This is a genomic window from Vibrio sp. R11-SG3-ISO3-SZ (genome assembly GCF_059834345.1).
This window is the reverse complement of record NZ_JCBDGX010000150.1, coordinates 1-22,279: the sequence shown is the minus strand read 5'-3', so window position 1 is coordinate 22,279 and position 22,279 is coordinate 1. Positions and strand designations below refer to the sequence as shown.

Below are 22,279 nucleotides of genomic sequence, written 5' to 3'. Positions count from 1 at the left end.
ATGGGGATCGCCATCCCATTCACCATGCTTATTATTGTTAGTTCTAAAACTAAAAAGGCAGCCTAGATTGGCTGCCTTTGGGGTCTGCTGAAGACGTGCTTATCGTAAAGACATCGTCGTGTTACTTGGCGGATTTTTTACGCTTGTCCGACACTTCCCATTTTCCGTCGATATACAAAGCGGTGTAACCCGTTGGCTTACCTTCAACTTCTGAACGAACGTAGTTCTCTTTAGTCTTACGGCTAAAACGAACCACCATAGGCAATCCGTCCGGATCCTTTTGCGGCGCTTCGGTCAAGTAGAGGAACTTAGGTGACAAGCGGTCTTTAAACCTCACCAACTCTTCAACTAGAGGTGCGCGAGTTTCACGAGATTTCGGGAACGTACTCGCTGCGAGGAAGAGACCAGACGCACCGTCTCTGAGCACAAAGTAAGCCTCTGAGTTCTCACAAGGTAGCTCAGGAAGATGTACAGGATCTTCTTTAGGCGGCGCTACCTCACCATTTTTCAGAATCTTACGCGTGTTCTTACAGGTCTCACTGGTGCAGTCCATGTATTTACCAAATCGACCGTTTTTCAGCACCATGTCACTGCCACATTTGTCACACTCAACGACAGGGCCATCGTACCCTTTGACTTTAAACTCGCCCTTTTCAACCACATAACCTTCACAGTTCGGGTTGTTACCACACACGTGCAGTTTGCGCTTGTCGTCAATCAAATACGCGTCCATCGCGGTTTCACAGATAGGACAACGTTTCTTCGCTCGCAATGCCGCGGTTTCAACGTCTTCTTCAAGGACATTGATGATGCCCTCTTCGTCACCGAGGTTAATGGTGGTTTTACAACGCTCTTTCGGTGGCAGCGCATAGCCCGAACACCCTAAGAAAACCCCTGTCGATGCGGTGCGAATTCCCATTGGACGTGAACAGGTCGGGCATTCGATGTCGGTGTAAACGATATGATTAGGCTTCATACCGCCTTCTTCTTCATCTTGCTCAGCTTGTTCAAGATCTTGAGTGAAATCTTTGAAGAAGCTATCGAGGACCGATTTCCAGTTGGCGGAACCCTCAGCGATTTGGTCGAGCTTCTCTTCCATCTTAGACGTGAACTCGTAGTTCATCAGCTCATCAAAGCTACCATCAAGACGATCGGTGACGATCTCACCCATCTTCTCGGCATAGAAACGGCGCTGATCCACTTTCACATAGCCACGGTCTTGAATGGTAGAGATGATAGATGCGTACGTCGACGGACGGCCAATGCCGCGCTTTTCAAGCTCTTTAACCAGTGCCGCTTCGGTGAAACGAGCAGGCGGCTTGGTGAAGTGCTGCTTAGGATCTAAGCTCACTAGGTCAACGTGATCGCCCACTTGCACTGGCGGTAGAATTTGGTCTTCGTTCTTACCCATCGGGCGCTGAACGCGTGTCCAACCGTCAAATTTAAGAATACGACCTTTCGCTTTCAGCGTGTATTGTGCCGCTTTAACGCTAACGGTGGTGGAATCGTACTTAGCAGGGGTCATCTGACATGCGACAAACTGATTCCAAATCAAAGCATAGAGTTTGTGCGCATCCGCTTCCATGCCTTGTAAATCCTCGGCTTTCACCGCAACATCCGAAGGACGAATCGCTTCGTGCGCTTCTTGCGCCCCTTCTTTGCTGCCGTAAACATTCGGTTTGGCGGGTAAATAGGCATCACCGTATTCACTGCCAATAAAGCCACGCACACTGTCGACCGCTTCTGCACTCAAATTGGTCGAGTCGGTACGCATATAGGTGATGTAACCGGCTTCATACAACCTTTGAGCCAGCATCATGGTTTTCTTTACGCCATAGCCAAGACGGGTACTCGCCGCTTGCTGCAACGTTGAAGTAATGAAAGGGGCGGAAGGCTTACTGGATGTCGGGCGATCTTCGCGCTTGCACACTTCAAAAGCGGCGTTTTTGAGCACATCCAACGCCACTTGAGTTTGCGCTTCATTGACGGGCTTAAATGCCGTACCATTTTCTTGCGCGACTTGAAGACGAAAATCTGTCTTGTCCGCCGTTTTGGTGTTGGCATGAATGTCCCAGAACTCTTCAGGGACAAACGCTTTGATTTCACGTTCACGCTCAACCAGCAGTTTCACCGCCACTGACTGCACGCGACCAGCAGATAAGCCTCGAGCCACCTTTTTCCACAGCAGTGGTGACACCATAAAGCCCACAACGCGATCCATAAAACGGCGCGCTTGCTGTGCATTGACGCCGTCCATGCTCAACTCACCCGGTTTTTGGAATGCTTGTTGAATCGCGTTCTTGGTAATTTCGTTAAATACAACGCGTTTGTATCGCTCTTCATCGCCGCCGATGATCTCACGAAGGTGCCAAGCGATGGCTTCTCCTTCGCGGTCCAAATCGGTGGCGAGATAGACGGCGTCCGCGTCTTTAGCAAGCTTTTGCAGCTCTGCAACCACTTTCTCTTTGCCGGGTAGGATTTGGTAGTTTGCTTCCCAACCGTGGTATGGGTCGATGCCCATCTTTTTGATCAGTGCTTTCCTGTCTTTCTCTTTCTTGATTTTGGCTTTTTCTTCAGCGCTCAAACCTTTTGTCGAGATCGCCGCCGCCTTCTGGCCTGTGCTTTGACCCGCAGTTGGTAGGTCACGGACGTGACCAACACTCGACTTCACAATGAAGTCTTTACCTAAATACTTATTGATGGTCTTCGCTTTGGCTGGCGACTCCACAATAACCAGTGACTTACCCATAATCGACTCAAGTGTCCTATTTCGGCAGCGCTTTTAGCGCACGATATACTTAAAATTTTGCTTCTTTTTTTACTATTGAGCGAGATTGCAAGAAGATCAATACCTTTTTTAAAAAAGTCAATTGACTGCTCGACAATTCGACGACTCTCCCACTATGGGTAATAAAGAAGGGCGCACATACTATAGATAGACTCAGCGATGCGCTTTAGAAATCGAAACGATTTTTGCATTTGCTCACAAAAGCGTAGCCGCACTGTCCTCTTTATCCAACGTAAACACGCATTGAAATTATGGAAAAGATGCTTAGAATTCGGCTATCAATATCAAAGAGGTAACCCCATGAGCGATAAACAGACCATCTCAGAAGCGGAATTATTGATGATCGCCAATCACATCATCCAAGAACATGATGACTATATCGAAGGGATGCGAGCGACCAGCGTAGAAGAAAAAGAGGACGTATTGGTATTCAAAGGTGACTACTTTCTTGATGACAATGGCCTACCTACCCAAGAGACGACCGCCGTATTCAACATGTTTAAATACCTCGCTCATCACCTGTCTAAAGAGTTTACACTCGCAAAATAACCGAGCGATAGCCCCTCTCTAGCCCCAAAAAAAGCCAAGGACTTTTGCCTTGGCTTTAATCCATTCACCCTCGTTAGCAGCTCAGCGCCGCCAATTTTTCGAAGTAGTCTGGGAAGGTTTTAGAGGTGCACTTGGGATCATTAATCGTCACTGGCGTATCGCTCAGTGCAACCAACGAAAAGCACATGGCCATACGGTGATCATCGTAGGTATCGATCGCAGCGTGTGTCAGCGTTGCTGGCGGCGTCACGATAAGGTAATCCTCACCCTCTTCCACCTCTGCACCGACTTTACGCAGCTCCGTTGCCATCGCCGATAGGCGATCTGTCTCTTTCACGCGCCAGTTATAAACATTGCGTATCGCGGTTGTCCCTTTTGCAAACAGCGCGGTGGTGGCGATGGTCATCGCCGCATCGGGAATATGGTTGAAATCCATATCTACCGCTTTAAGCTCGCCCACGCGTGATATGACGTAGTCATCCCCCCACTCAATCTGAGCGCCCATTTTTTCAAGAGCATCAGCAAATTGAATATCGCCCTGGATACTGTTTTTGCCAATGCCGGTGACTTTGATCTCTCCGCCTTTAATCGCGGCGGCAGCCAAGAAGTAAGACGCGGAAGAGGCATCACCTTCAACCAGAAAATCACCCGGGGCGAGATAAGATTGGCCACTCTGGATCACAAATTCTTGGTAGTCGCGGTTCTCTACTTCAACACCAAACTGCTTCATGATGTGCAGAGTGATATCGATGTAAGGCTTTGAGACTAACTCACCAATGATTTTGATCGCCACATCCCCTTTCGCCAGCGGTGCTGCCATAAGGAATGCGGTCAAAAACTGACTCGAGATGGAGCCGTCAATTTCAACGGTACCACCAGAAAGCCCCGTGCCTTGAATTTTCAGCGGTGGATAGTTAGGTTTTTCCAGATAGGTGATCTCCGCACCAGCTTGACGTAGCGCATCCACTAAGTGACCAATCGGGCGCTCTTTCATGCGCGGCTCGCCAGTCAGCACATAATCGCCAGTGCCAAGACAGAGCGCCGCAGCCAATGGGCGCATCGCCGTGCCGGCATTGCCCAAAAAGAGCTCAAGTGCGCCCTCGCTATGAAATGCGTGACCGAGACCTTCCACCTCACAGGCGGTTTTATCGTCCGATAAGGTGTAGCTGACGCCAAGTTGCGTCAGTGCATTGAGCATATGGCGAATATCGTCGCTATGGAGTAAGTTTGTCAGGCGTGTTGTCCCTTTTGCTAGCGCAGCAAGCAGCAGCGCACGATTTGAGACACTTTTTGAACCAGGTAAGTTGACCTCACCATTGACTTTATTGATCGGTTGTAACGTAAGGCTTTCCATTCAGTGAGTTGTTCCTTTATCACCCTCATTCCTATTGAGGGCAATGAAAAATTCTTCGTACTGGCAGACTAACTAAAATCCCCGGTTAAAACCAGAGCTAAGTCACGTACAAATACGATTGAGTGCCTGTGCGACTCCATCAATAGGTCTTATCCACCCGAACGCCGTTGTCAAAATACAAAATCCTGACTTTATCTCCGCGACTAAATAGCATGTTGGGGTCCACATCTTGAATCACATCCACCAAGTGGCCGCTGTCGGTTTCAATCAACAGCTCAACCAATTTGTACTCCACTTTATAGATTTGATTGGCACGATGCCTTGCCACACTGGCTCCCGCGACGGCGCCTACCGCCGTTGCCACCTCTCTCCCGGTACCATCACCAAACTGATTGCCAACCACACCACCAATGACGGCACCTAACAAGGTTTCCCAGCCATTCGCGTGCGACTGAACGGTTTCTTCTTGACTGATGTAGCGCACGGTATCCACTGCGCCAAACACCACTTCGTTCACAGGTCTGGCAACATTTCTCTGATAAGCAGCATTGGCAAACAGAGGAAAAATCAATAAGATCCAAGTCCACTTTTTCATCTCACGTCCTCTTCGATTATGACGATATATTTGACTGAGTTAGACCCCCAAACGCTGAGCTTTCCGTCTCCATTTGAGGCGTTAGAAGAGCCCAACGGCCTACTCGCCTTTGGCGGCGATCTCTCACCAGAGCGCGTTGAACTGGCTTATCAGCACGGCATCTTCCCCTGGTTTGGGCCAGGTGAACCCATCTTGTGGTGGAGCCCAGCACCGAGGGCGGTCTTTTATCCTAAGACCTTTGCCCCGGCAAAAAGTCTCAAGAAGTTTCAAAAAAAACAGCGTTACTCTGTGAGTATAAACAAGGCGACCGCACAAGTGATCGACTATTGCGCCAGTGTTCGCCCTGCCGATGAGACATGGTTGAACGAAGAGATGCGTGACACGTATAAAAGGTTGGCCAAGAAAGGGCGCGTCCATTCGGTCGAAGTGTGGCAAGACGAGACCTTGATTGGCGGTCTCTATGGCGTCAGCGTTGGCCAACTGTTTTGTGGTGAGTCGATGTTTAGCCTCAAACCCAACGCCTCCAAAGTGGCGCTTTGGTATTTTTGTCGCCACTTTGCCCGTCATGATGGCCAGCTCATTGACTGCCAGGTGATGAATCCGCACCTTGACTCATTGGGCGCAGAGGAGATAGAAAGAGAGGACTTTATGCAACAACTGCTATTATTAAAAGCACAAAGCGTCAAACTAGGCTGTTTTGCTCAGCAAACCTTAGCCGATGAATAGAGAACGTGAATGAGCTCTGATTTACAGCAGATTCGAATTGGATTAACCGACAGTCACCCATGCAGTTACCTCAAGGAGAGGCAAGAGCGCGTGGCGGTTGCACTCGACCCTAAAATGCACAGCGCTTCTAGTTACGAAGTGCTGCTGGCCAATGGGTTTCGCCGTAGCGGCGACACCATCTACAAACCGCACTGTGACCATTGCCAATCTTGTCAGGCGCTGCGAGTATCACTGCCCGACTTCGTACCAAGCAAGAGTCAAAAGCGTCTCTTGGCCAAATCACGCCACCTGACTTGGCAACTCAAAGAGACCTTAGATGAGGATTGGTTTGATCTCTACTCACGCTACATCATCGCTCGTCACCACCAAGGCAGTATGTATCCGCCAAAGAAAAACGAGTTTGCTCAATTTTCACGTTGCAACTGGCTCAACACCCAATATTTACACCTCTATGATGGCGAGCGTTTAATTGCGGTCGCGGTCACCGATATTCTCTCCAATAGTGCCAGTGCGTTTTATACCTTCTTCGACCCAGACATCGATTTATCCTTAGGCACCTTAGCGGTCTTGCTGCAAATCACCTATTGTCAGAACGCTGGAAAACAGTGGCTCTATCTTGGCTATCAAATCGATGAATGCCCGGCTATGAACTATAAAGTCCGATTTGCGCGTCATCAAAGGCTAGTAAATCAGCGTTGGCAAGGGTAGAATACGCCCCAACTTTACTTAATTCATTTTTATCGGCCTTTCTCGCCGCTGAAAATCGCCCATTTTTTTAAAAGAGGATTAAATGGCTAAAGAAGACGTAATTGAGATGCAAGGCACGGTCCTTGATACTCTACCAAACACAATGTTCCGTGTTGAACTAGAAAACGGCCACGTCGTGACTGCTCACATCTCTGGTAAAATGCGTAAGAACTACATCCGTATTCTTACTGGTGACAAAGTAACTGTAGAGATGACTCCATACGATCTATCAAAAGGTCGCATCGTCTTCCGTGCTCGTTAATCTTTGATTATCAGACAGCAACAAAAAAGCGGAGCTAGGCTCCGCTTTTTTGTTGGTGAATCACTGAAAAACTTTATTTACCCAGCGCTTCTTTGTAGTGCTCACGACACACCGACACGTATTTGTCGTTGCCCCCGATGGCCACCTGATCACCGTGAGCGATGGCGTTGCCCTCTTCATCGGTGCGAATCACCATGTTAGCTTTTCTTCCACAGTGACAAATCGTTTTCAGTTCAATCAGCTTATCTGCCCAAGAAAGTAAATACTTACTTCCTTCAAACAGCTCACCAAGAAAATCGGTTCTTAGACCATAACAGAGCACAGGGATATGCAGTTTATCCACCACTTCGGTCAACTGGTAAACTTGCTCTTTAGTGAGAAACTGACATTCATCGACCAAGATACAGTGACGCTTTTGGTGTTCGTTCAGCGCTTTGATCTCTGCAAAGAGATCCGTCTCAGCGCGAAACAGCTGCGCGTCAGATTGCAAGCCGATACGAGAGCTGACTTTACCGATGCCGTAACGGTCATCTAACGCTGCGGTAAAAATCACCGGCGTCATACCACGTTCTTGATAGTTAAAAGACGATTGAAGTAGTGTGGTGGATTTCCCTGCATTCATCGCAGAGTAGTAGAAGTACATCTGAGCCACGAAAGGTTACCTGTAGCAAAAGTGGCAACATGAGCGTACTCAATGCGGCCGATTAAAATGACAAAAAGGGCTGAAAAGTCAGCCCTTAAGTTAAAATTATTTACGACGCCAGGTGGTCCCTTCTGGGCCATCTTCCAAAACGATACCCATCTCGGTCAGTTTGTCTCGCGCCATGTCCGCGTTTGCCCAATCTTTAGCGGCGCGACTGTCGTTACGCAGTTTGATAAGCGCTTCAATCTCGGCCACTTCGTCGTCATTGCCCGCGTCGCCTTTTAGGAAAGCTTCGGGATCTTGACCAAGAATGCCGATGATGTCTGCCAATTCGCGCATCAGGACACCTAAACCGTTCGCGGCATTGATGTCTTCACTCTTCAAACGATTGATGTCACGCGCCATATCAAAGAGCACTGAATAGGCTTCCGGCGTATTGAAATCGTCGTTCATCGCTTCGGTAAAGCGAGTGATGTACTGCTGCCCGCCCGATGCGGAGGCAGACAGATCCAAGCCACGTAGCGCTGTGTACAAACGCTCTAGCGACGCACGCGCTTGGTTAAGGTTCTCTTCGCTGTAGTTCAACTGACTGCGGTAGTGACCCGACATTAAGAAGTAACGCACGGTTTCTGCATCGTAATGACCTAACACATCACGGATAGTAAAGAAGTTACCCAGCGACTTGGACATTTTTTCTTTGTCGACCATGACCATGCCACTGTGCATCCAGGTGTTCACGTATTGTGTCCCGTGTGCGCAGCAAGATTGTGCGATTTCATTTTCATGGTGTGGGAACTGCAGATCGGAACCACCACCGTGAATATCAAAGTGATTGCCCAAGATCGACGAGTTCATTGCCGAACACTCAATGTGCCAGCCAGGACGGCCCGGGCCCCATGGTGACTCCCACGTTGGCTCACCCGGCTTCGACATTTTCCACAACACGAAATCAAGCGGGCTGCGTTTTGCGCTTTCCACATCAACGCGCGCACCAGCTTGCAGCTGATCCAAATCCTGTTTTGACAACTTACCGTATTCGTCAAATTTGCCCACTTCAAACATCACGTCGCCATTCTCGGCCACATAGGCAAAACCACGCTCGATCAGTTTTTCAACCAAGGCGATGATTTCAGGGATAAATTGAGTCGCGCGAGGTTCAACATCTGGGCGCTTCATATTCAAAGCATCAAAGTCAGCGTACATCTCACCGATAAGACGTTCTGTCAGCGCATCACAGCTCTCACCGTTTTCATTTGCACGTTTGATGATTTTGTCATCAATGTCAGTAATGTTGCGCACGAACGTGAGATCGTAGCCTAGGTAGCGTAGGTAACGTGAGACCACATCAAAAGACACAAACGTACGGCCATGACCAATATGACAGAGATCGTAGATGGTGACGCCACAGACATACATGCCGACTTTGCCAGCGGTGATGGGTTTGAATTCCTCTTTCTGTCTTGTGAGTGTGTTATATATCTTTAACATGATCTCTATCTAATAAATGAGTGAAACAAAATAGTGGAGCAGTATATCAAGTCCTGCTTGGCGAAGTCATCCCTAACTCGGCGAAAAACCGACTATCCTTGTGACAAAGGGCCAGTACGTGAACAACACGACTGACTTTGGACGTAGGAAAGTCGTAAAACTTACGTTAGAATCTTGCCTTCACATAGAAAATCGACCGAAAGGACATAATCATGATCACCCTTCACACTAATTTTGGTGACATCAAAATTCAGCTAAACGAAGAGAAAGCACCGGAAACCAGCGCAAACTTCCTTCAATACTGCCGCGACGGTTTCTACGATAACACGCTATTTCACCGCGTTATCGACGGTTTCATGATTCAAGGCGGTGGCATGGAGTCTGGTCTTCGCGAAAAGGCTACTCGTGCTCCTATCAAAAATGAAGCAAACAACGGCCTAAGCAACAAAGTGGGTACATTAGCAATGGCACGTACCATGGAGCCGCACTCTGCAAGCTCTCAGTTCTTCATCAACGTAAACAACAACACCTTCCTAGACTTCCGCAGTGAAAGTCTTGACGGTTGGGGTTACTGTGTCTTCGCTGAAGTCGTTGAAGGTATGGACGTTGTTAACCAGATCAAAGGTGTCAGCACAGGTTCTTACGGCATGCACCAAGACGTACCGCTTGAAGATGTTGTGATCACTGGCACAACGATCGAAGAGTAATCTATCCAGAGAGGAGCTGCCTAATGCAGCTCTTTTTTCCTATATTGGGCGCTTTTACCCTAAACCTGTGATTGTTTTGCCCTACCCTTTCTGCCCACTGGGCTCGCCTGAATTCTGATTGCTTTATGACCACTCTGTTTATTTCCGATCTGCATCTCTCCCCTTCAACGCACGAGATCACCGCGTGTTTTATTCGCTTTATGCGCGAAGAAGCCAGCCAAGCCGACGCCTTATATGTCTTGGGTGATTTGTTCGAATTTTGGGTGGGAGATGACGATAAGTCTAAATTCGCGCAAACTATTCGTGACGAGTTTCGCCGCTTAACACGCTCTGGTGTGCCTTGCTATTTTACTCAGGGGAATCGTGATTTTTTGGTCGGTAAGCGCTTTGCAAAGCAAACCGGAGTCACCTTACTCGGGGATGAGACCGTCATTGATTTGTATGGTCAGCCCACCGTGATTCTGCACGGTGATACGCTGTGCACTGACGATGTCAGCTATCTTGAGTACCGAAAAAAAGTTCATCAGCCTTGGCTACAATGGGTGTTCAATCGTATCCCGATGTTCATCAAGCAGAAGATCGTCGCCAAGGTACAAACAGACATCAGTGCAGATAAGCAGACCAAATCCCTTGAGATCATGGATGTCAATCAGCAAGAAGTGGAGAGCGTGATGAATAAACACCATGTTGAGCTCATGATTCATGGCCACACTCATCGCCCGAATATTCACCGTTTTATCAGTAACGGAAAAACCCTGCATCGCGTCGTATTAGGGGATTGGTACACACAAGGATCGGTCTTAGTGGTTGATAAAACAGGATACGACCTACAAAATCGTGCATTCCTATCAACAAATTGACAAATAAGTACCAGATTTTTCAATAAATTGTGCCTATACTTAATTTCAATGTTCGGTAACACGTTGAAATTAGACTGCTACTTTGAAAACCTCATACATTGCACGCCAACCTATCTTAGATCGGCACAAACATACTATTGGCTATGAGCTGCTGTTTCGTGATGGCCCTAAAAACACGTTTCCAGAAATCGACCCTGAGCTGGCAACGAGTCGTTTGCTGTCTGATCATTTTATGTCCACCCACTACTCGACATTGGGTGACAAAGTTGGCTTTGTGAATTTCCCTTATCAAAGCTTGATCAATCGCGTGCCGACTCTATTTCCGTCGGCGAGCCTAGTGGTTGAAATTTTGGAAGACTGCCTGCCGACGCCCGAGCTACTCGAGGCGGTCAAAGAGATATATAAACTCGGCTATAAAATTGCGCTGGATGATTTTGTGCCTTCCCCTGAATGGAAAGCCTTTTTGCCGTATGTCTCGATCATCAAATTTGATATCCGTGTCGTCCCGATTGAAAAAGCGCGACTGTTCATTCGCAAGTTACAAGGCAGCAAAATCCAGTTTTTAGCCGAGAAAGTCGAGACGTATGAGGAGTTTAGTCACGCGCTTGAAGCCGGTTTTGACTATTTCCAAGGTTACTTTTTTAGTAAACCCGAGATCTTGCAGCGCAAATCGATCGAACCTTCCTTCATGACCATAGTGCAACTGCTCAGTGAGATTGCAAAATCCGACATCGATTATCAGCGGATTGAAACCTTGGTGAGTAAAGACGTCTCGCTCTCGTATAAATTGCTCACGCACGTCAACTCGTCTTCGATTGTCAGCACCAAGATTCAGTCATTTAAACAAGCGCTGATTTACCTGGGTGAAGATAGATTGCGTAAATTTGTCTCCTTGGTGGCGCTCGCCTCCTCCCAAGACTCCAAACCCGAGTACCTTTACGGGTTGTCCATTCAGCGCGCACGCTACTGCGAATTAGTCGCGGCGAAGCTCGAGGAGAAGCTCGCCTCTGGCCAAGCGTTTCTTACGGGTATGTTTTCGCTGCTCGACAGTTTACTCGACAGACCGTTAGAACAAATCGTGGCGGAAATCCCCATTGATGAAGCCGTCAAGCATGCACTCACTGATGGTGAAGGGACGCTTGGGGTGTTGCTCAAGCTTGTCATCGCCTATGAACACGCACAATGGGACGAAGCCGCTGAACTCTGTCAACAGCTCGGCCTTGAGAAAGAAGTCGTTAGTGAATGCTACGATGAATCGGTACAATGGACGGCAGATTTACTGTCTAATTAACCCTGATTGTCCCTGATATAAGTAAAAAGCGGAGATTGGATGTCTTTATGTCCTTGTGAAAGTCAGCAGACTTATGAGTCTTGCTGCCTGCCGATTCATCAACATCATCAGAATGCCCATACACCAGAGCAACTCATGCGCGCTCGCTACAGCGCCCATGTCAAAGGTCTGGTTGATTTTGTTGTCGCCACCTATCACCCTTCGTGCGAAGCGGAGAAAGAACGCGATGCCATCGCAGATTCAATCGCGAGCGACTGGTGCGGCCTTGAAGTGGTATCCACCGCGCCTGGCGAGCATCATGATGAGGGTTTCGTCACCTTCAAGGCGTATTTCTCTGCCGAGCAAGGTCGCTCAACACAGACCTTATGCCTTGAAGAGCGATCTCGATTTGTCCGTGAAAATAGCTTGTGGTACTACATCGATGGAGAATTCCCACAAGCGAATCAGGCCAAGGTTGGTCGCAACGATCCTTGCCCATGTCAAAGCGGGAAGAAATTTAAAAAATGCTGCGGATAACGAATAAAATCAGAGACTAAGATTTATTCGGGTTCACTCGCAAAATGTCGTCTTGTTCTGCTTGAAACTGTTTTTTTAGCTCAGATTTTGACTTAAAACTGATCTCACCACCCTGCGCAACTGTCATATGTTGCGCTTCTACATTATGCTTAGACTGATACAACATCACAGCTTGCATGCAAGAATCTCGCTGCTGCTGCGAAAGTGGTGTACCCTCAGGCCACTTACCCGTCTCAACTGCATAGAGGAGACGCTCGTAAGCTTCTGGTGTAATTGAATTAATCAACTGCTCTGCGTCCATGACGTATCCTTTGGTTTCTGTTGTTTTTTGTTAAGGCCCTGACATTAACCGCCTCAATGAAGGCGTCAAGATAACGGCTAAGAATAAGTGTAACGGATCACAAGCAAACTTCGTATGAATCGACTTATCACACTGGTATTGATAGGGCTAGCGGCCACACTCACGGGCTGCTTTGAAGTTCGAAAAAATACCGACCAACTGTGTAAAGACACACCGGAACTTCGTTGCGAACGCCTGAATATGGATGATGGCCAATGTCGCGTTCCTCGTACCGATCTCATTTGGCACCGCTTTGAAGTCTTTAAGGACCCAACAGACCAAAATCTCATCAAAGAATACAATTTGCTGTCAGAGTATAAAAAGTGTCTAGAGCTAGCCTCTCAGATCCAACCCATTGATCAATCCAACCTGAAACAGCGGCGTTTTGAAGCACTGGTCAACTCAGGTAAGGATCTCGAAGCGCTAGTGAAAAAGCTCTCTGAATCCACCAGCCCACAAGCCCTCTACTTTCTCTGGAGTCGCACTGGGAGTGATTCTGCCCGCCGCGCCTTTCTTCAAATGGAAGGGTCACCTCAGCTTGAAAGCGCAGAAATGCAATATGCATTAGCCACGTTTTATACGGGTCGTGACCAAGAAAAAACCATCGCATTGCTTAAGCACGCGTTGGAGCTGACCAAGCGCTCGCCTGTCAACGTTGAAATATTGAAATCACTTGCCAGTATTCACTATCAAACCCATCAACGCGAACAAGCGTACGTTTGGGCGATGGTAGCGAAAGCCTTTGATGTGCCGATCGCTTCCGAGAAGGAGCTGCAATTGCTGTACGGTTTTGATAAGGACAAATATCGTCAGTTGGATGCGTTTGCAGACGATATTGAAGATGCGATTCGGGCCGGGAAATTTCAGCGCCAACAACTCGAAGGGCTTGATTAGCCTTAGGTTTTTAGTGGTTACTCACTTTGAATTGAATGGGTTCAATTTGAAAGTGAGTAACAACACACACAGCGTTTAACGCTGCCTTGCCATCAATTGTTGAAAACTAACGACACCGAGTTAACACAGAAACGCTCACCGGTGGTTTGTGGTCCATCTTCAAATACATGACCTAAATGGCTATCACAACGTGCACAGCGAATCTCTGTCCGCACCATTCCGTGGCTCAGATCCTCTAAGTAACGAATCGCATCGTCATTGATCGGCGCATCGAAACTTGGCCAGCCACAACCGGAATCGTATTTGTTATCTGAACGAAACAGCGGAGCGTCACAACAGGTACACGCGTAGATTCCCGTCTCTTTATTGTGCAGCAATTTACCGGAGAATGGTGCCTCAGTGCCCTGCTGTCTGCATACTCGATACTCTTCATCCGATAGCTTCTCACGCCAGTATTCATCAGGCTTGGTGACTTTTTCGCTATGTTGTTTCACTGACTTATTCTCCACATTCTCATTTTTATTTGTGACTTTTTTGTTGAAAAACTTGCGCAGTTTAACCTTTGTAGCACATACTTTGAAACCATAACAGAATGGCTAAACTTTAAGCAGCAGTTCAAGTCTTCAACGCATTTTACATCAACTGGTTAGGTATAAACTCCACTATCCGTTCAAAAAACAACCACTCGCGTTTAATTGTGAAAAAAAGCGACACTTTTTTTTGACATTAAACAAGTTAAGTCCGATTATCGGTTGCAGATTTTGACTGGGTTTTGTAATTTTACTACCAGTTATCTTTAATCAGAAATTAAGTTGTGGAGCAACTATAATGACTATCAAAGTAGGTATTAACGGTTTTGGCCGTATCGGTCGTTTCGTATTCCGTGCAGCGCAAGAGCGCAACGACATCGAAGTTGTAGGTATTAACGACCTTATCGATGTAGATTACATGGCATACATGCTGAAGTACGACTCAACTCACGGCCGTTTCAACGGTACTGTTGAAGTTGAAGGCGGTAACCTAATCGTTAACGGCAAAACTGTACGTGTAACTGCAGAGCGCAACCCAGAAGACCTAAAATGGGACGAAATCGGTGTTGACGTTGTTGCTGAAGCAACAGGTCTTTTCCTAACTGACGAGACTGCACGTAAGCACATCACTGCTGGCGCGAAGAAAGTTGTACTAACTGGTCCTTCTAAAGACGCAACTCCAATGTTCGTTAACGGCGTAAACTTCGACACTTACGCTGGTCAAGACATCGTTTCTAACGCTTCTTGTACGACTAACTGTCTAGCACCTATCGCTAAAGTTCTTAACGACAAGTTCGGTATCGAATCTGGTCTTATGACTACAGTTCACGCAACAACTGCAACTCAAAAAACTGTTGACGGTCCTTCTGCTAAAGACTGGCGCGGTGGCCGTGGTGCTTCTCAAAACATCATCCCATCATCAACTGGTGCTGCTAAAGCTGTAGGCGTTGTACTTCCAGAAGTAAACGGCAAACTAACTGGTATGGCTTTCCGCGTACCAACAGCTAACGTTTCTGTTGTTGACCTAACTGTTAACCTAGTAAACGGTGCTTCTTACGAAGACATCTGTAAAGCGATGAAAGAAGCGTCTGAAGGCGAACTAAAAGGCGTTCTAGGCTACACTGAAGACCAAGTAGTTTCTCAAGACTTCATCGGCGAAGTTTGCACTTCAGTATTCGATGCTAAAGCAGGTATCGCGCTAACTGACAAATTCGTTAAAGTTGTATCTTGGTACGACAACGAAATCGGTTACTCAAACAAAGTTCTAGACCTAATCGCTCACATCTCTAAGTAATCATCACTTTGAGATAAGCGTTTAGCGCAGAATTTTATAAAAGGCGGCTCTTGAGTCGCCTTTTTTGTATCTGAAATTTGAGAGCTCATTAATGGCGACACGCCTGCTCTCTATGGCACAGGAAACTTACATGGACTTATTAACGCTCCCTGCCCTGACTGTCTTGTCTGACAGTGTCACGATTGTCGAAGTCGACCAAGTAAAGGTGATTCGTATCATCCATGACAAAGCCAGCGCCGGTATTGCCCTGCATGGTGGTCATGTCATTTCATTCAAACCTCAAGGCCAAGAAGATCTCATTTGGATGAGTGAGCAAGCGGTCTTTGATGGTAAGGCCGCTCTGCGCGGTGGCATCCCGGTCTGCTGGCCATGGTTTGGACGCATTGCGGCCCCAGCACACGGCTTTGCTCGTACGAGCGAATGGGAATTGGTCGAGCATCGAGAAAATGAAAACGGTGTCATCGTTGAGCTGGCCCTTTTCTCAAGTGAAGAGACCCACGACATCTGGCCATATATGTTTGAGGCCCGACTTTTGATTGAGATTGGCGAAACACTGAGCGTCACCCTCAAGGTTATCAATATTGATGATCAAGCATGGACCTTCTCCGGTGCGCTGCATACCTACCTCAACGTAGGTGATATTACCCAAGTCCAGACAACAGGTATGGGCGCAGCGTACATCGATAGCCTTCAAGACGGGAAAGTATGCCAAGGCGGTGACGTGTTACAGTTGACCGACACCATCGATCGCGTCTATACCAAGCCTGAGCCCCAAATCAATGTGGAAGACCCAGTCTTTCATCGCACACTTACCGTTGAGAACCAAGGCCACAATTCCGCTGTCCTTTGGAACCCTTGGCAGCAAGGCGCGGCGGCGATGGCCGACATGCAAGACAGCGGCTATCAGCACTTTTTGTGTGTCGAGTCGACCCTGCATGCGACCTCTCTAGACACCGGTAAACGTCTTGAGCCAGGTGAGACTCACCAACTGGTCACCGTACTCTCCAGCGCGAATAAATAGCGCCTTTACGTGACATCGTTGAGGGTAGAGCGGCGCTCTACCCTATTTCTGGGATTCGCTCGTCTAAGCTGATAAGATACAGCCCCCGAAATCGCCCAGAGCTCGATATGTCTTACTCCTGTCCTTTATGTCATCTGCCTTTATCGCAAGAAAAACAGCGCTACTCGTGTGAAAACCGTCACTCATTCGACGTAGCAAAAGAGGGCTACGTCAACCTGATGCCTGTGCATCACAAACGTTCAAAAGATCCTGGCGACAATAAAGAGATGATGCAAGCTCGGCGCCGATTTTTGGAAAAAACCTACTACCAACCCCTGCGACAACGCATTGCCGACTTATGCGCCGAAGCCTTAGTCGGTAGTGATCACCAGTTGCTTGATATCGGCTGCGGCGAAGGCTACTACACGACCCAAGTAGCACATCGGTTAATCGAACAACACGCAGCAGCAAACACATACGGTTTGGACATTTCCAAAATCGCCATCCGCTATGCCGCGAAACGTTACCAAAACTGCCTTTTCAGTGTTGCTTCAATCCACCGCCTACCCTTTGCCGACCACTCACTCGATGGCGTGTTACGCATCTACGCGCCGTGCAAAGCGCAAGAGTTGCAACGCTGCGTGCGAGACAATGGCGTGGTCATCACAGTCACGCCAGCAGGACGTCATCTTTACCAGTTGCGAGAGCGAATTTATGACGATGTACGACTGCACAGCGAAGAAGCCGAATCGATTGAAGGCTTCGACCTTGAGCGGGAAGAAAAGCTCAGCTACCTCCTCCCCCTCGCCGATGGTGATGCGTTCGACCTATTGCAAATGACCCCATTTGCTTGGAAAGCCAGCGATTCTTTGCGTGACGAACTGAAAAACTCCACTATGTTTGAATGTGAGGCAGATTTTATGATTCGCATCTATCGTAAGCAGGCGTTACCCGGCACAAACTAGATAACAATTCTCATTTGCATTGTAAATGTCCCGAGCCTCCTTTAGTATGCGAGCAGACCATTAGGAGGCCACGGTTTATGCTGATCCGTTTTATATTGACCCGTTTTGTTTGTTTTAGTGCTTGTATGACTCTGACCGCCTGTTCATACAGCGCAGCGTCACTCTCTCCATCCACTCGTTCAAACTCAGTGACCTCTGATCCAAGCGCTGCTACCCCTATCGTTAGTTTTTATGACTATCAACTATACGACCCATCGGGAAAAGCCCTGTCACTCAATGCACTACCTGAAACCTTCACTCAGGCAGAAGTTATTTTGATTGGTGAATGGCATACTCATTCCGCTATCCATCGCTTTCAAGCCGATTTTATTAAGGCAATAGCGAGCCAAGGCCGAGACACCGCCTTGTCGATGGAGCAGTTTTCAAGAGACGCCCAACCCCATCTCAACGCCTACCTTAACGGTGAGATTGGAGAGCAAACACTGATCACATCGGGTAACGCTTGGCCTAACTATGAAAGTGACTATCGACCATTAGTCGAGCTAGCAAAAACGTTTAACTGGCCTGTCATTGCCGCCAACGCACCTAAATCAACGGTACGTTGTGTGGGTCGTGTCGGTTTACGCTACCTTGATCGCCTATCCGACGATGAGCGCCGCCTCGTGGCCGCTAAGATCAACACCGAGGACTCCGCATACAAACGCAAATTTATGGCCTCAATGCATCATGGCGAGCCCGCCCAAACCGAAAAACAGTACGCTGCTCAAATGACGTGGGATGAAACCATGGCGGAAAGCATCGTCCAATACCTCAATGACCACCCAGGCCACCAAGTCATTCATGTCGCAGGGAAGTTTCATACCGAACAAGGGCTAGGAACCAAAGCGTCTATTTTGGCGCGCAACCCCAACCTCTCTGTCGTGGTTATTACACCTATGTCTGATATCGCATCTATCATCGATGCCGCCAGCGAGCCTCAGCCTCTCAACACGGATTACCCATTGCACGTCTTAGCCCCACCTGTGCGCTTCGTCAAAATGGAAAATCAAATGGCGGCGTTTCATAAAATGTCGACCCGTCATGGGAGCAACAAGTGTCAGCCGACTGAAGCCCCCTAATCGACCTTAGCTGAACGCCTGCACTCGCGACCGATAAATAGGCATGATTTGTGCTTGATGGCTTTTCATACAAATAACGCATATTTTGCACAAGTTTTACACCACACTGCCGATACGTTATTTGAGGATGAAGTAAGGAGAACACTATGACCCCAGTAGGAATGGAGTCAGCGAAGCTGGCACCAACCCAGCAGGTTAAGCCTCAAGCCAACACCTCGGTTGCAGATAAAGGCGCTGCACCTTTAAAAGTTGAGCAAAACACGGTAACCCTTTCAGAGGAAGGGAAAGCACTGCTTGCCGCATTGCAAGAAATTGAGAAAGAGAGCCAAGCCAACAAAGCGGAAAAAACCGTCGGTGACAAAGTAGAGTCTTTCGCCCACGGTGCGCTAGGCATGGATCATCCAGATAAGATCAAAGAAGAGGAAGACGGCTCTTACTCTGCGGGGCAATATCTTTCCGCGGCGGCAACCGTTGGCGGCATTTTGCTGGCCCTAATCTAACATTGAGCGCTCAACGGTTCTCAATTGGTAAGGGATCAAGCCTTTGATTCGAGACGACAAAAATCTCAATTTGTTGTCGACCTTGCTGTGGCTTCATAATCATTTCGCATTGCAGAGATTAGGCATCCCCGATTGGGCATCCCGGTTTCTTAGCCATTGCGCCACTCCTTCCTAGTTTTAAAGCTCACTTCGGTGAGCTTTTTTATTGTCCTCGCTACTTTCATAAAAATCTTTTATCGAACTTCCCCCTTGAAGTTGCCATGAGAGACCCTATTTTTTCATCGAGCGCGAAGGAATCGCTCATATTGTGTCTTTTATTTTTTGTCCTAAGTAGGAGGCAAATCCAATGAATATTCGTCCTTTAAATGACAAGCTGATTGTTGAAAGACAAGAAGTGGAAAACAAATCTGAAGGGGGAATCGTACTAACTTCTCAATCGGTGAAAAAATCCACGCGCGGGAAAGTCATCGCAGTGGGTTTAGGCAAACGTCTTGATAATGGTGACCGCGCGTCAATGGACGTCAAAGTCGGTGATCACGTCATTTTCAATGATGGATACGGCGTGAAAACAGAAAAGATTGATGGCAAAGAGTATCTGATTCTCAGTGAGTCAGATGTGTTGGCTATCGTCGAATAATCTCGTTCTGTCATCTTTTTGAGGAGAAAATCATGGCTGCAAAAGACGTACTATTTGCAAACGAATCACGTCAAAAAATGCTCACTGGTGTCAATGTCTTAGCCAATGCGGTCAGAGTGACGCTTGGCCCTAAAGGACGCAATGTTGTTTTAGATCAGTCTTACGGTGCCCCTACCATCACCAAAGATGGGGTGTCTGTCGCCAAAGCCATTGAGCTAAAAGATAAATTCGAAAACATGGGTGCTCAAATGGTCAAACAGGTAGCATCCAAAGCGAACGATGAAGCGGGCGACGGAACCACTACCGCAACGGTACTGGCGCAATCGTTCATCAATGAAGGGCTAAAAGCGGTGGCCTCGGGCATGAACCCTATGGATCTTAAACGCGGTATCGACAAAGCGACGGAAGCCGCTGTGGCTAAATTACGCGATATGGCGAAACCTTGCAGCGATCAAGAATCGATTACGCAAGTTGGTAGTATCTCGGCCAATAGCGATCGCGCTATCGGTGAGATCATTGCCCAGGCGATGGAAAAAGTCGGCCGCAACGGCGTCATCACCGTTGAAGAAGGTCAGGGCCTGATCAACGAACTCTCAGTTGTCGAAGGCATGCAATTTGACCGTGGGTATCTCTCGCCGTACTTCATCACCAATCAAGACACAGGTACCGTCGAGCTCGACAATCCGTACATCTTGCTGGTCGATAAGAAAGTGAGCAGTATTCGTGAACTGCTGCCGATTCTAGAGTCAGTCGCTAAGGCCTCTCGTTCATTGCTGATTATCGCCGAAGACATCGAAGGTGAAGCATTGGCGACACTCGTCGTCAACAACATGCGTGGTATCGTTCGCGCAACCGCTGTCAAGGCGCCAGGCTTTGGCGACAACCGCAAAGCGATGATGGAAGACATTGCGGTGCTTACCTCTGGTACGGTTATCTCTGAAGAGATTGGCTTAGAGCTTGAAAAGACCACCTTGGAGCAGCTTGGTCAGGCTAAGAAAGTGACCATCACCAAAGACGCGACGACCATTGTAGGCAGCGATGAACAGCACCATGCAATTCAAGACCGCGTGGCAAGTATTGAAGCGCAAATGGCTTCGGCAACGTCTCAATACGATAAAGAGAAACTCCAGCAACGCATTGCGAAGCTCTCTGGCGGTGTGGCAGTGATCAAGATTGGCGCTGCCACTGAAGTGGAGATGAAAGAGAAGAAAGATCGTGTGGATGATGCGCTGCATGCAACACGAGCGGCCGTTGAGGAAGGTATTGTGGCAGGTGGTGGCGTCGCGCTGACCAAGATTGCCAAAGAGCTCGCCGATCTCAAAGGTGATAACGACGATCAAAACGTCGGTATTCGTGTCGCTCTACGTGCGATGGAAGAGCCACTTCGTCAAATCGCCATTAACGCCGGAGATGAGGCGTCCGTTGTCGCCAATGCGGTGAAATCGGGCGATGCGGACTACGGCTACAACGCCGCAACCGGTGAATATGGCAATATGATTGAGATGGGTATCTTGGATCCTGCTAAGGTGACCCGTTCCGCCTTGCAATTTGCCGCGTCAGTTGCAGGTTTGATGATCACCACCGAAGCCATGATCACAGACCACGTTGAGAGTGAGGAAGCCTAACCTTCTCTCACTGGTGCTCTAGAGCGTCAGTGCACACAAGCGGGCGACGTTGCCCGCTTGTCTTCCACTTTGGATTGTGAGGTAAGAGAGATGAAATCATTGCCATCAATACATTTCTCCGTTGCGGAGTGTAGCACCCGCCCAGCCCCCGCTTCGGCTTGGCCCGTCACCACGACCTTTCCCAGTCAAACGGCCGGTCCACTTTTCTCTATTATGAATCAACTGCCAAAACCCGTGCAGTGGCTCATCATCCGCTTTGATTTAGCTCCGCCAACACGCACCGAGCAACCCGTGGTCCATTGAGACAAAAGAGGGCGGATAAGAGGTTAAAGACGAGGACTTGTTGTCAATTCAACGACAAATCATTGGCTTAATCACGCGTAGGATGATTGAGTATGTGGTCTTCCCAATTGATCACATCGATTTCGTAGACCACTTTATTTCTGACGCTTTCGCCGGCGGCGTGCATAGCCGACTTAGAGCCAGTGCGCAGCGGGTGCCATTCGGGCAGTGGCTGGCCTTCTGCCATTAAACGGTAGGCACAGGTGTGCGGTAACCAGGTGAAATCATCGATGTCATCACGAGTCAGCTTGGTGCACTCTTCATGAGACTCAAAACGATGTTCATAATCGCTGCACGAACAGGTTTTTGTGTTGAGTAAGCTACACGCCACATTGGTGTAGTAGATTTCATCCGTATCTTCATCCATGAGTTTGTGCAGGCAGCACTTGCCGCAGCCATCGCACAGAGATTCCCACTCTTGCTCCGTCATCTGCTCTAACGTTTTTGTTTGCCAAAAGGGTGCGCTCATAGACTCATCTTGGATTAGTTAAAGAAGGGGCGATTTATA

The 22,279-nt window shown here is 48.2% G+C and carries 24 protein-coding genes; 16 read left to right on the top strand and 8 right to left on the bottom strand.

What is annotated here, in order from left to right:
* Nucleotides 1-121: 121 nt before the first annotated feature.
* On the bottom strand, nt 122-2,749 hold the full coding sequence (gene topA, locus AC6R1O_RS17005) for a type I DNA topoisomerase (protein WP_500657472.1): 2,628 nt from the start codon (nt 2,747-2,749) through the stop codon (nt 122-124).
* Between the two features lie 339 nt (nt 2,750-3,088).
* Between topA and AC6R1O_RS17000 the strand changes: the two genes are divergently transcribed.
* Nucleotides 3,089-3,337 carry a YciN family protein gene (locus AC6R1O_RS17000; protein ID WP_500657471.1) on the top strand — a complete coding sequence of 83 codons (249 nt, stop codon included), beginning with the start codon at nt 3,089-3,091 and terminating at the stop codon, nt 3,335-3,337.
* Between the two features lie 73 nt (nt 3,338-3,410).
* On the opposite strand, the gene aroA is transcribed toward AC6R1O_RS17000, so the two are convergent.
* Both aroA and AC6R1O_RS16990 read right to left on the bottom strand, forming a co-directional pair.
* Nucleotides 3,411-4,691, bottom strand: a complete 1,281-nt coding sequence (aroA, locus tag AC6R1O_RS16995; protein WP_500657470.1) for a 3-phosphoshikimate 1-carboxyvinyltransferase — start codon at nt 4,689-4,691, stop codon at nt 3,411-3,413.
* 139 nt (nt 4,692-4,830) lie between these two features.
* Entirely contained in the window at nt 4,831-5,286 is a 456-nt protein-coding gene (locus AC6R1O_RS16990; protein WP_487903235.1) for an outer membrane lipoprotein, read from the bottom strand.
* Nucleotides 5,287-5,304: 18 nt separating this feature from the next.
* Here AC6R1O_RS16990 and aat point away from each other — a divergent pair, with 18 nt between their 5' ends.
* From aat to infA, 3 genes are all read left to right on the top strand, one after another.
* On the top strand, nt 5,305-6,012 hold the full coding sequence (gene aat, locus AC6R1O_RS16985) for a leucyl/phenylalanyl-tRNA--protein transferase (protein ID WP_500629091.1): 708 nt from the start codon (nt 5,305-5,307) through the stop codon (nt 6,010-6,012).
* Nucleotides 6,013-6,021: 9 nt separating this feature from the next.
* A complete protein-coding gene (locus AC6R1O_RS16980) occupies nt 6,022-6,720 on the top strand; it encodes an arginyltransferase (RefSeq protein WP_500657469.1) in 699 nt (232 codons plus the stop codon).
* 82 nt (nt 6,721-6,802) lie between these two features.
* A complete protein-coding gene (gene infA, locus AC6R1O_RS16975) occupies nt 6,803-7,021 on the top strand; it encodes a translation initiation factor IF-1 (RefSeq protein WP_001040192.1) in 219 nt (72 codons plus the stop codon).
* A 73-nt stretch (nt 7,022-7,094) separates the two neighbouring features.
* Here the strand turns inward: infA and AC6R1O_RS16970 are convergent, their stop codons facing one another.
* Nucleotides 7,095-7,673: a thymidine kinase gene (locus AC6R1O_RS16970; RefSeq protein WP_500629092.1), complete on the bottom strand. Its 579-nt coding sequence runs from the start codon at nt 7,671-7,673 to the stop codon at nt 7,095-7,097.
* Nucleotides 7,674-7,769: 96 nt separating this feature from the next.
* The gene (gene cysS, locus AC6R1O_RS16965; RefSeq protein ID WP_500657468.1) at nt 7,770-9,152 is read right to left on the bottom strand and encodes a cysteine--tRNA ligase; all 1,383 of its coding nucleotides are present in this window, start codon (nt 9,150-9,152) and stop codon (nt 7,770-7,772) included.
* A 212-nt stretch (nt 9,153-9,364) separates the two neighbouring features.
* Here cysS and AC6R1O_RS16960 point away from each other — a divergent pair, with 212 nt between their 5' ends.
* The 4 genes from AC6R1O_RS16960 to AC6R1O_RS16945 all read left to right on the top strand — a co-directional run bounded on the left by AC6R1O_RS16960 (nt 9,365) and on the right by AC6R1O_RS16945 (nt 12,526).
* Nucleotides 9,365-9,859, top strand: a complete 495-nt coding sequence (locus AC6R1O_RS16960) for a peptidylprolyl isomerase (RefSeq protein ID WP_334551042.1) — start codon at nt 9,365-9,367, stop codon at nt 9,857-9,859.
* Between the two features lie 125 nt (nt 9,860-9,984).
* Entirely contained in the window at nt 9,985-10,719 is a 735-nt protein-coding gene (gene lpxH / locus AC6R1O_RS16955; protein WP_500657467.1) for a UDP-2,3-diacylglucosamine diphosphatase, read from the top strand.
* An 82-nt stretch (nt 10,720-10,801) separates the two neighbouring features.
* Nucleotides 10,802-12,010 (top strand): EAL and HDOD domain-containing protein, encoded by a 1,209-nt coding sequence (locus AC6R1O_RS16950; protein WP_500631905.1) that lies wholly within the window; start codon nt 10,802-10,804, stop codon nt 12,008-12,010.
* A 39-nt stretch (nt 12,011-12,049) separates the two neighbouring features.
* Entirely contained in the window at nt 12,050-12,526 is a 477-nt protein-coding gene (locus AC6R1O_RS16945) for a YchJ family metal-binding protein (protein ID WP_500634159.1), read from the top strand.
* A 16-nt stretch (nt 12,527-12,542) separates the two neighbouring features.
* Here AC6R1O_RS16945 and AC6R1O_RS16940 read toward each other — a convergent pair whose 3' ends face one another.
* Nucleotides 12,543-12,827: a YeaC family protein gene (locus AC6R1O_RS16940; RefSeq protein WP_334551047.1), complete on the bottom strand. Its 285-nt coding sequence runs from the start codon at nt 12,825-12,827 to the stop codon at nt 12,543-12,545.
* 114 nt (nt 12,828-12,941) lie between these two features.
* Here AC6R1O_RS16940 and AC6R1O_RS16935 point away from each other — a divergent pair, with 114 nt between their 5' ends.
* Entirely contained in the window at nt 12,942-13,760 is an 819-nt protein-coding gene (locus tag AC6R1O_RS16935; protein WP_500634160.1) for a DUF2989 domain-containing protein, read from the top strand.
* A 92-nt stretch (nt 13,761-13,852) separates the two neighbouring features.
* Here AC6R1O_RS16935 and msrB read toward each other — a convergent pair whose 3' ends face one another.
* On the bottom strand, nt 13,853-14,254 hold the full coding sequence (gene msrB, locus AC6R1O_RS16930) for a peptide-methionine (R)-S-oxide reductase MsrB (protein ID WP_334551050.1): 402 nt from the start codon (nt 14,252-14,254) through the stop codon (nt 13,853-13,855).
* Between the two features lie 334 nt (nt 14,255-14,588).
* Between msrB and gap the strand changes: the two genes are divergently transcribed.
* From gap to groL, 7 genes are all read left to right on the top strand, one after another.
* Entirely contained in the window at nt 14,589-15,584 is a 996-nt protein-coding gene (gap, locus tag AC6R1O_RS16925) for a type I glyceraldehyde-3-phosphate dehydrogenase (protein ID WP_334551052.1), read from the top strand.
* Between the two features lie 130 nt (nt 15,585-15,714).
* Nucleotides 15,715-16,605: a D-hexose-6-phosphate mutarotase gene (locus tag AC6R1O_RS16920; RefSeq protein WP_500634172.1), complete on the top strand. Its 891-nt coding sequence runs from the start codon at nt 15,715-15,717 to the stop codon at nt 16,603-16,605.
* Nucleotides 16,606-16,712: 107 nt separating this feature from the next.
* Nucleotides 16,713-17,549: a 23S rRNA (guanine(745)-N(1))-methyltransferase gene (gene rlmA, locus AC6R1O_RS16915; RefSeq protein WP_500634161.1), complete on the top strand. Its 837-nt coding sequence runs from the start codon at nt 16,713-16,715 to the stop codon at nt 17,547-17,549.
* A 125-nt stretch (nt 17,550-17,674) separates the two neighbouring features.
* Nucleotides 17,675-18,667 carry a ChaN family lipoprotein gene (locus AC6R1O_RS16910; RefSeq protein ID WP_500634162.1) on the top strand — a complete coding sequence of 331 codons (993 nt, stop codon included), beginning with the start codon at nt 17,675-17,677 and terminating at the stop codon, nt 18,665-18,667.
* Between the two features lie 146 nt (nt 18,668-18,813).
* Nucleotides 18,814-19,167, top strand: a complete 354-nt coding sequence (locus tag AC6R1O_RS16905) for a hypothetical protein (RefSeq protein WP_500629099.1) — start codon at nt 18,814-18,816, stop codon at nt 19,165-19,167.
* A 346-nt stretch (nt 19,168-19,513) separates the two neighbouring features.
* A complete protein-coding gene (locus tag AC6R1O_RS16900; protein ID WP_334551057.1) occupies nt 19,514-19,804 on the top strand; it encodes a co-chaperone GroES in 291 nt (96 codons plus the stop codon).
* Nucleotides 19,805-19,836: 32 nt separating this feature from the next.
* Entirely contained in the window at nt 19,837-21,429 is a 1,593-nt protein-coding gene (groL, locus tag AC6R1O_RS16895) for a chaperonin GroEL (protein ID WP_500634163.1), read from the top strand.
* A gap of 370 nt (nt 21,430-21,799) precedes the next feature.
* Here groL and AC6R1O_RS16890 read toward each other — a convergent pair whose 3' ends face one another.
* Nucleotides 21,800-22,240 carry a YcgN family cysteine cluster protein gene (locus AC6R1O_RS16890; RefSeq protein ID WP_334551061.1) on the bottom strand — a complete coding sequence of 147 codons (441 nt, stop codon included), beginning with the start codon at nt 22,238-22,240 and terminating at the stop codon, nt 21,800-21,802.
* Between the last annotated feature and the right edge of the window lie 39 nt (nt 22,241-22,279).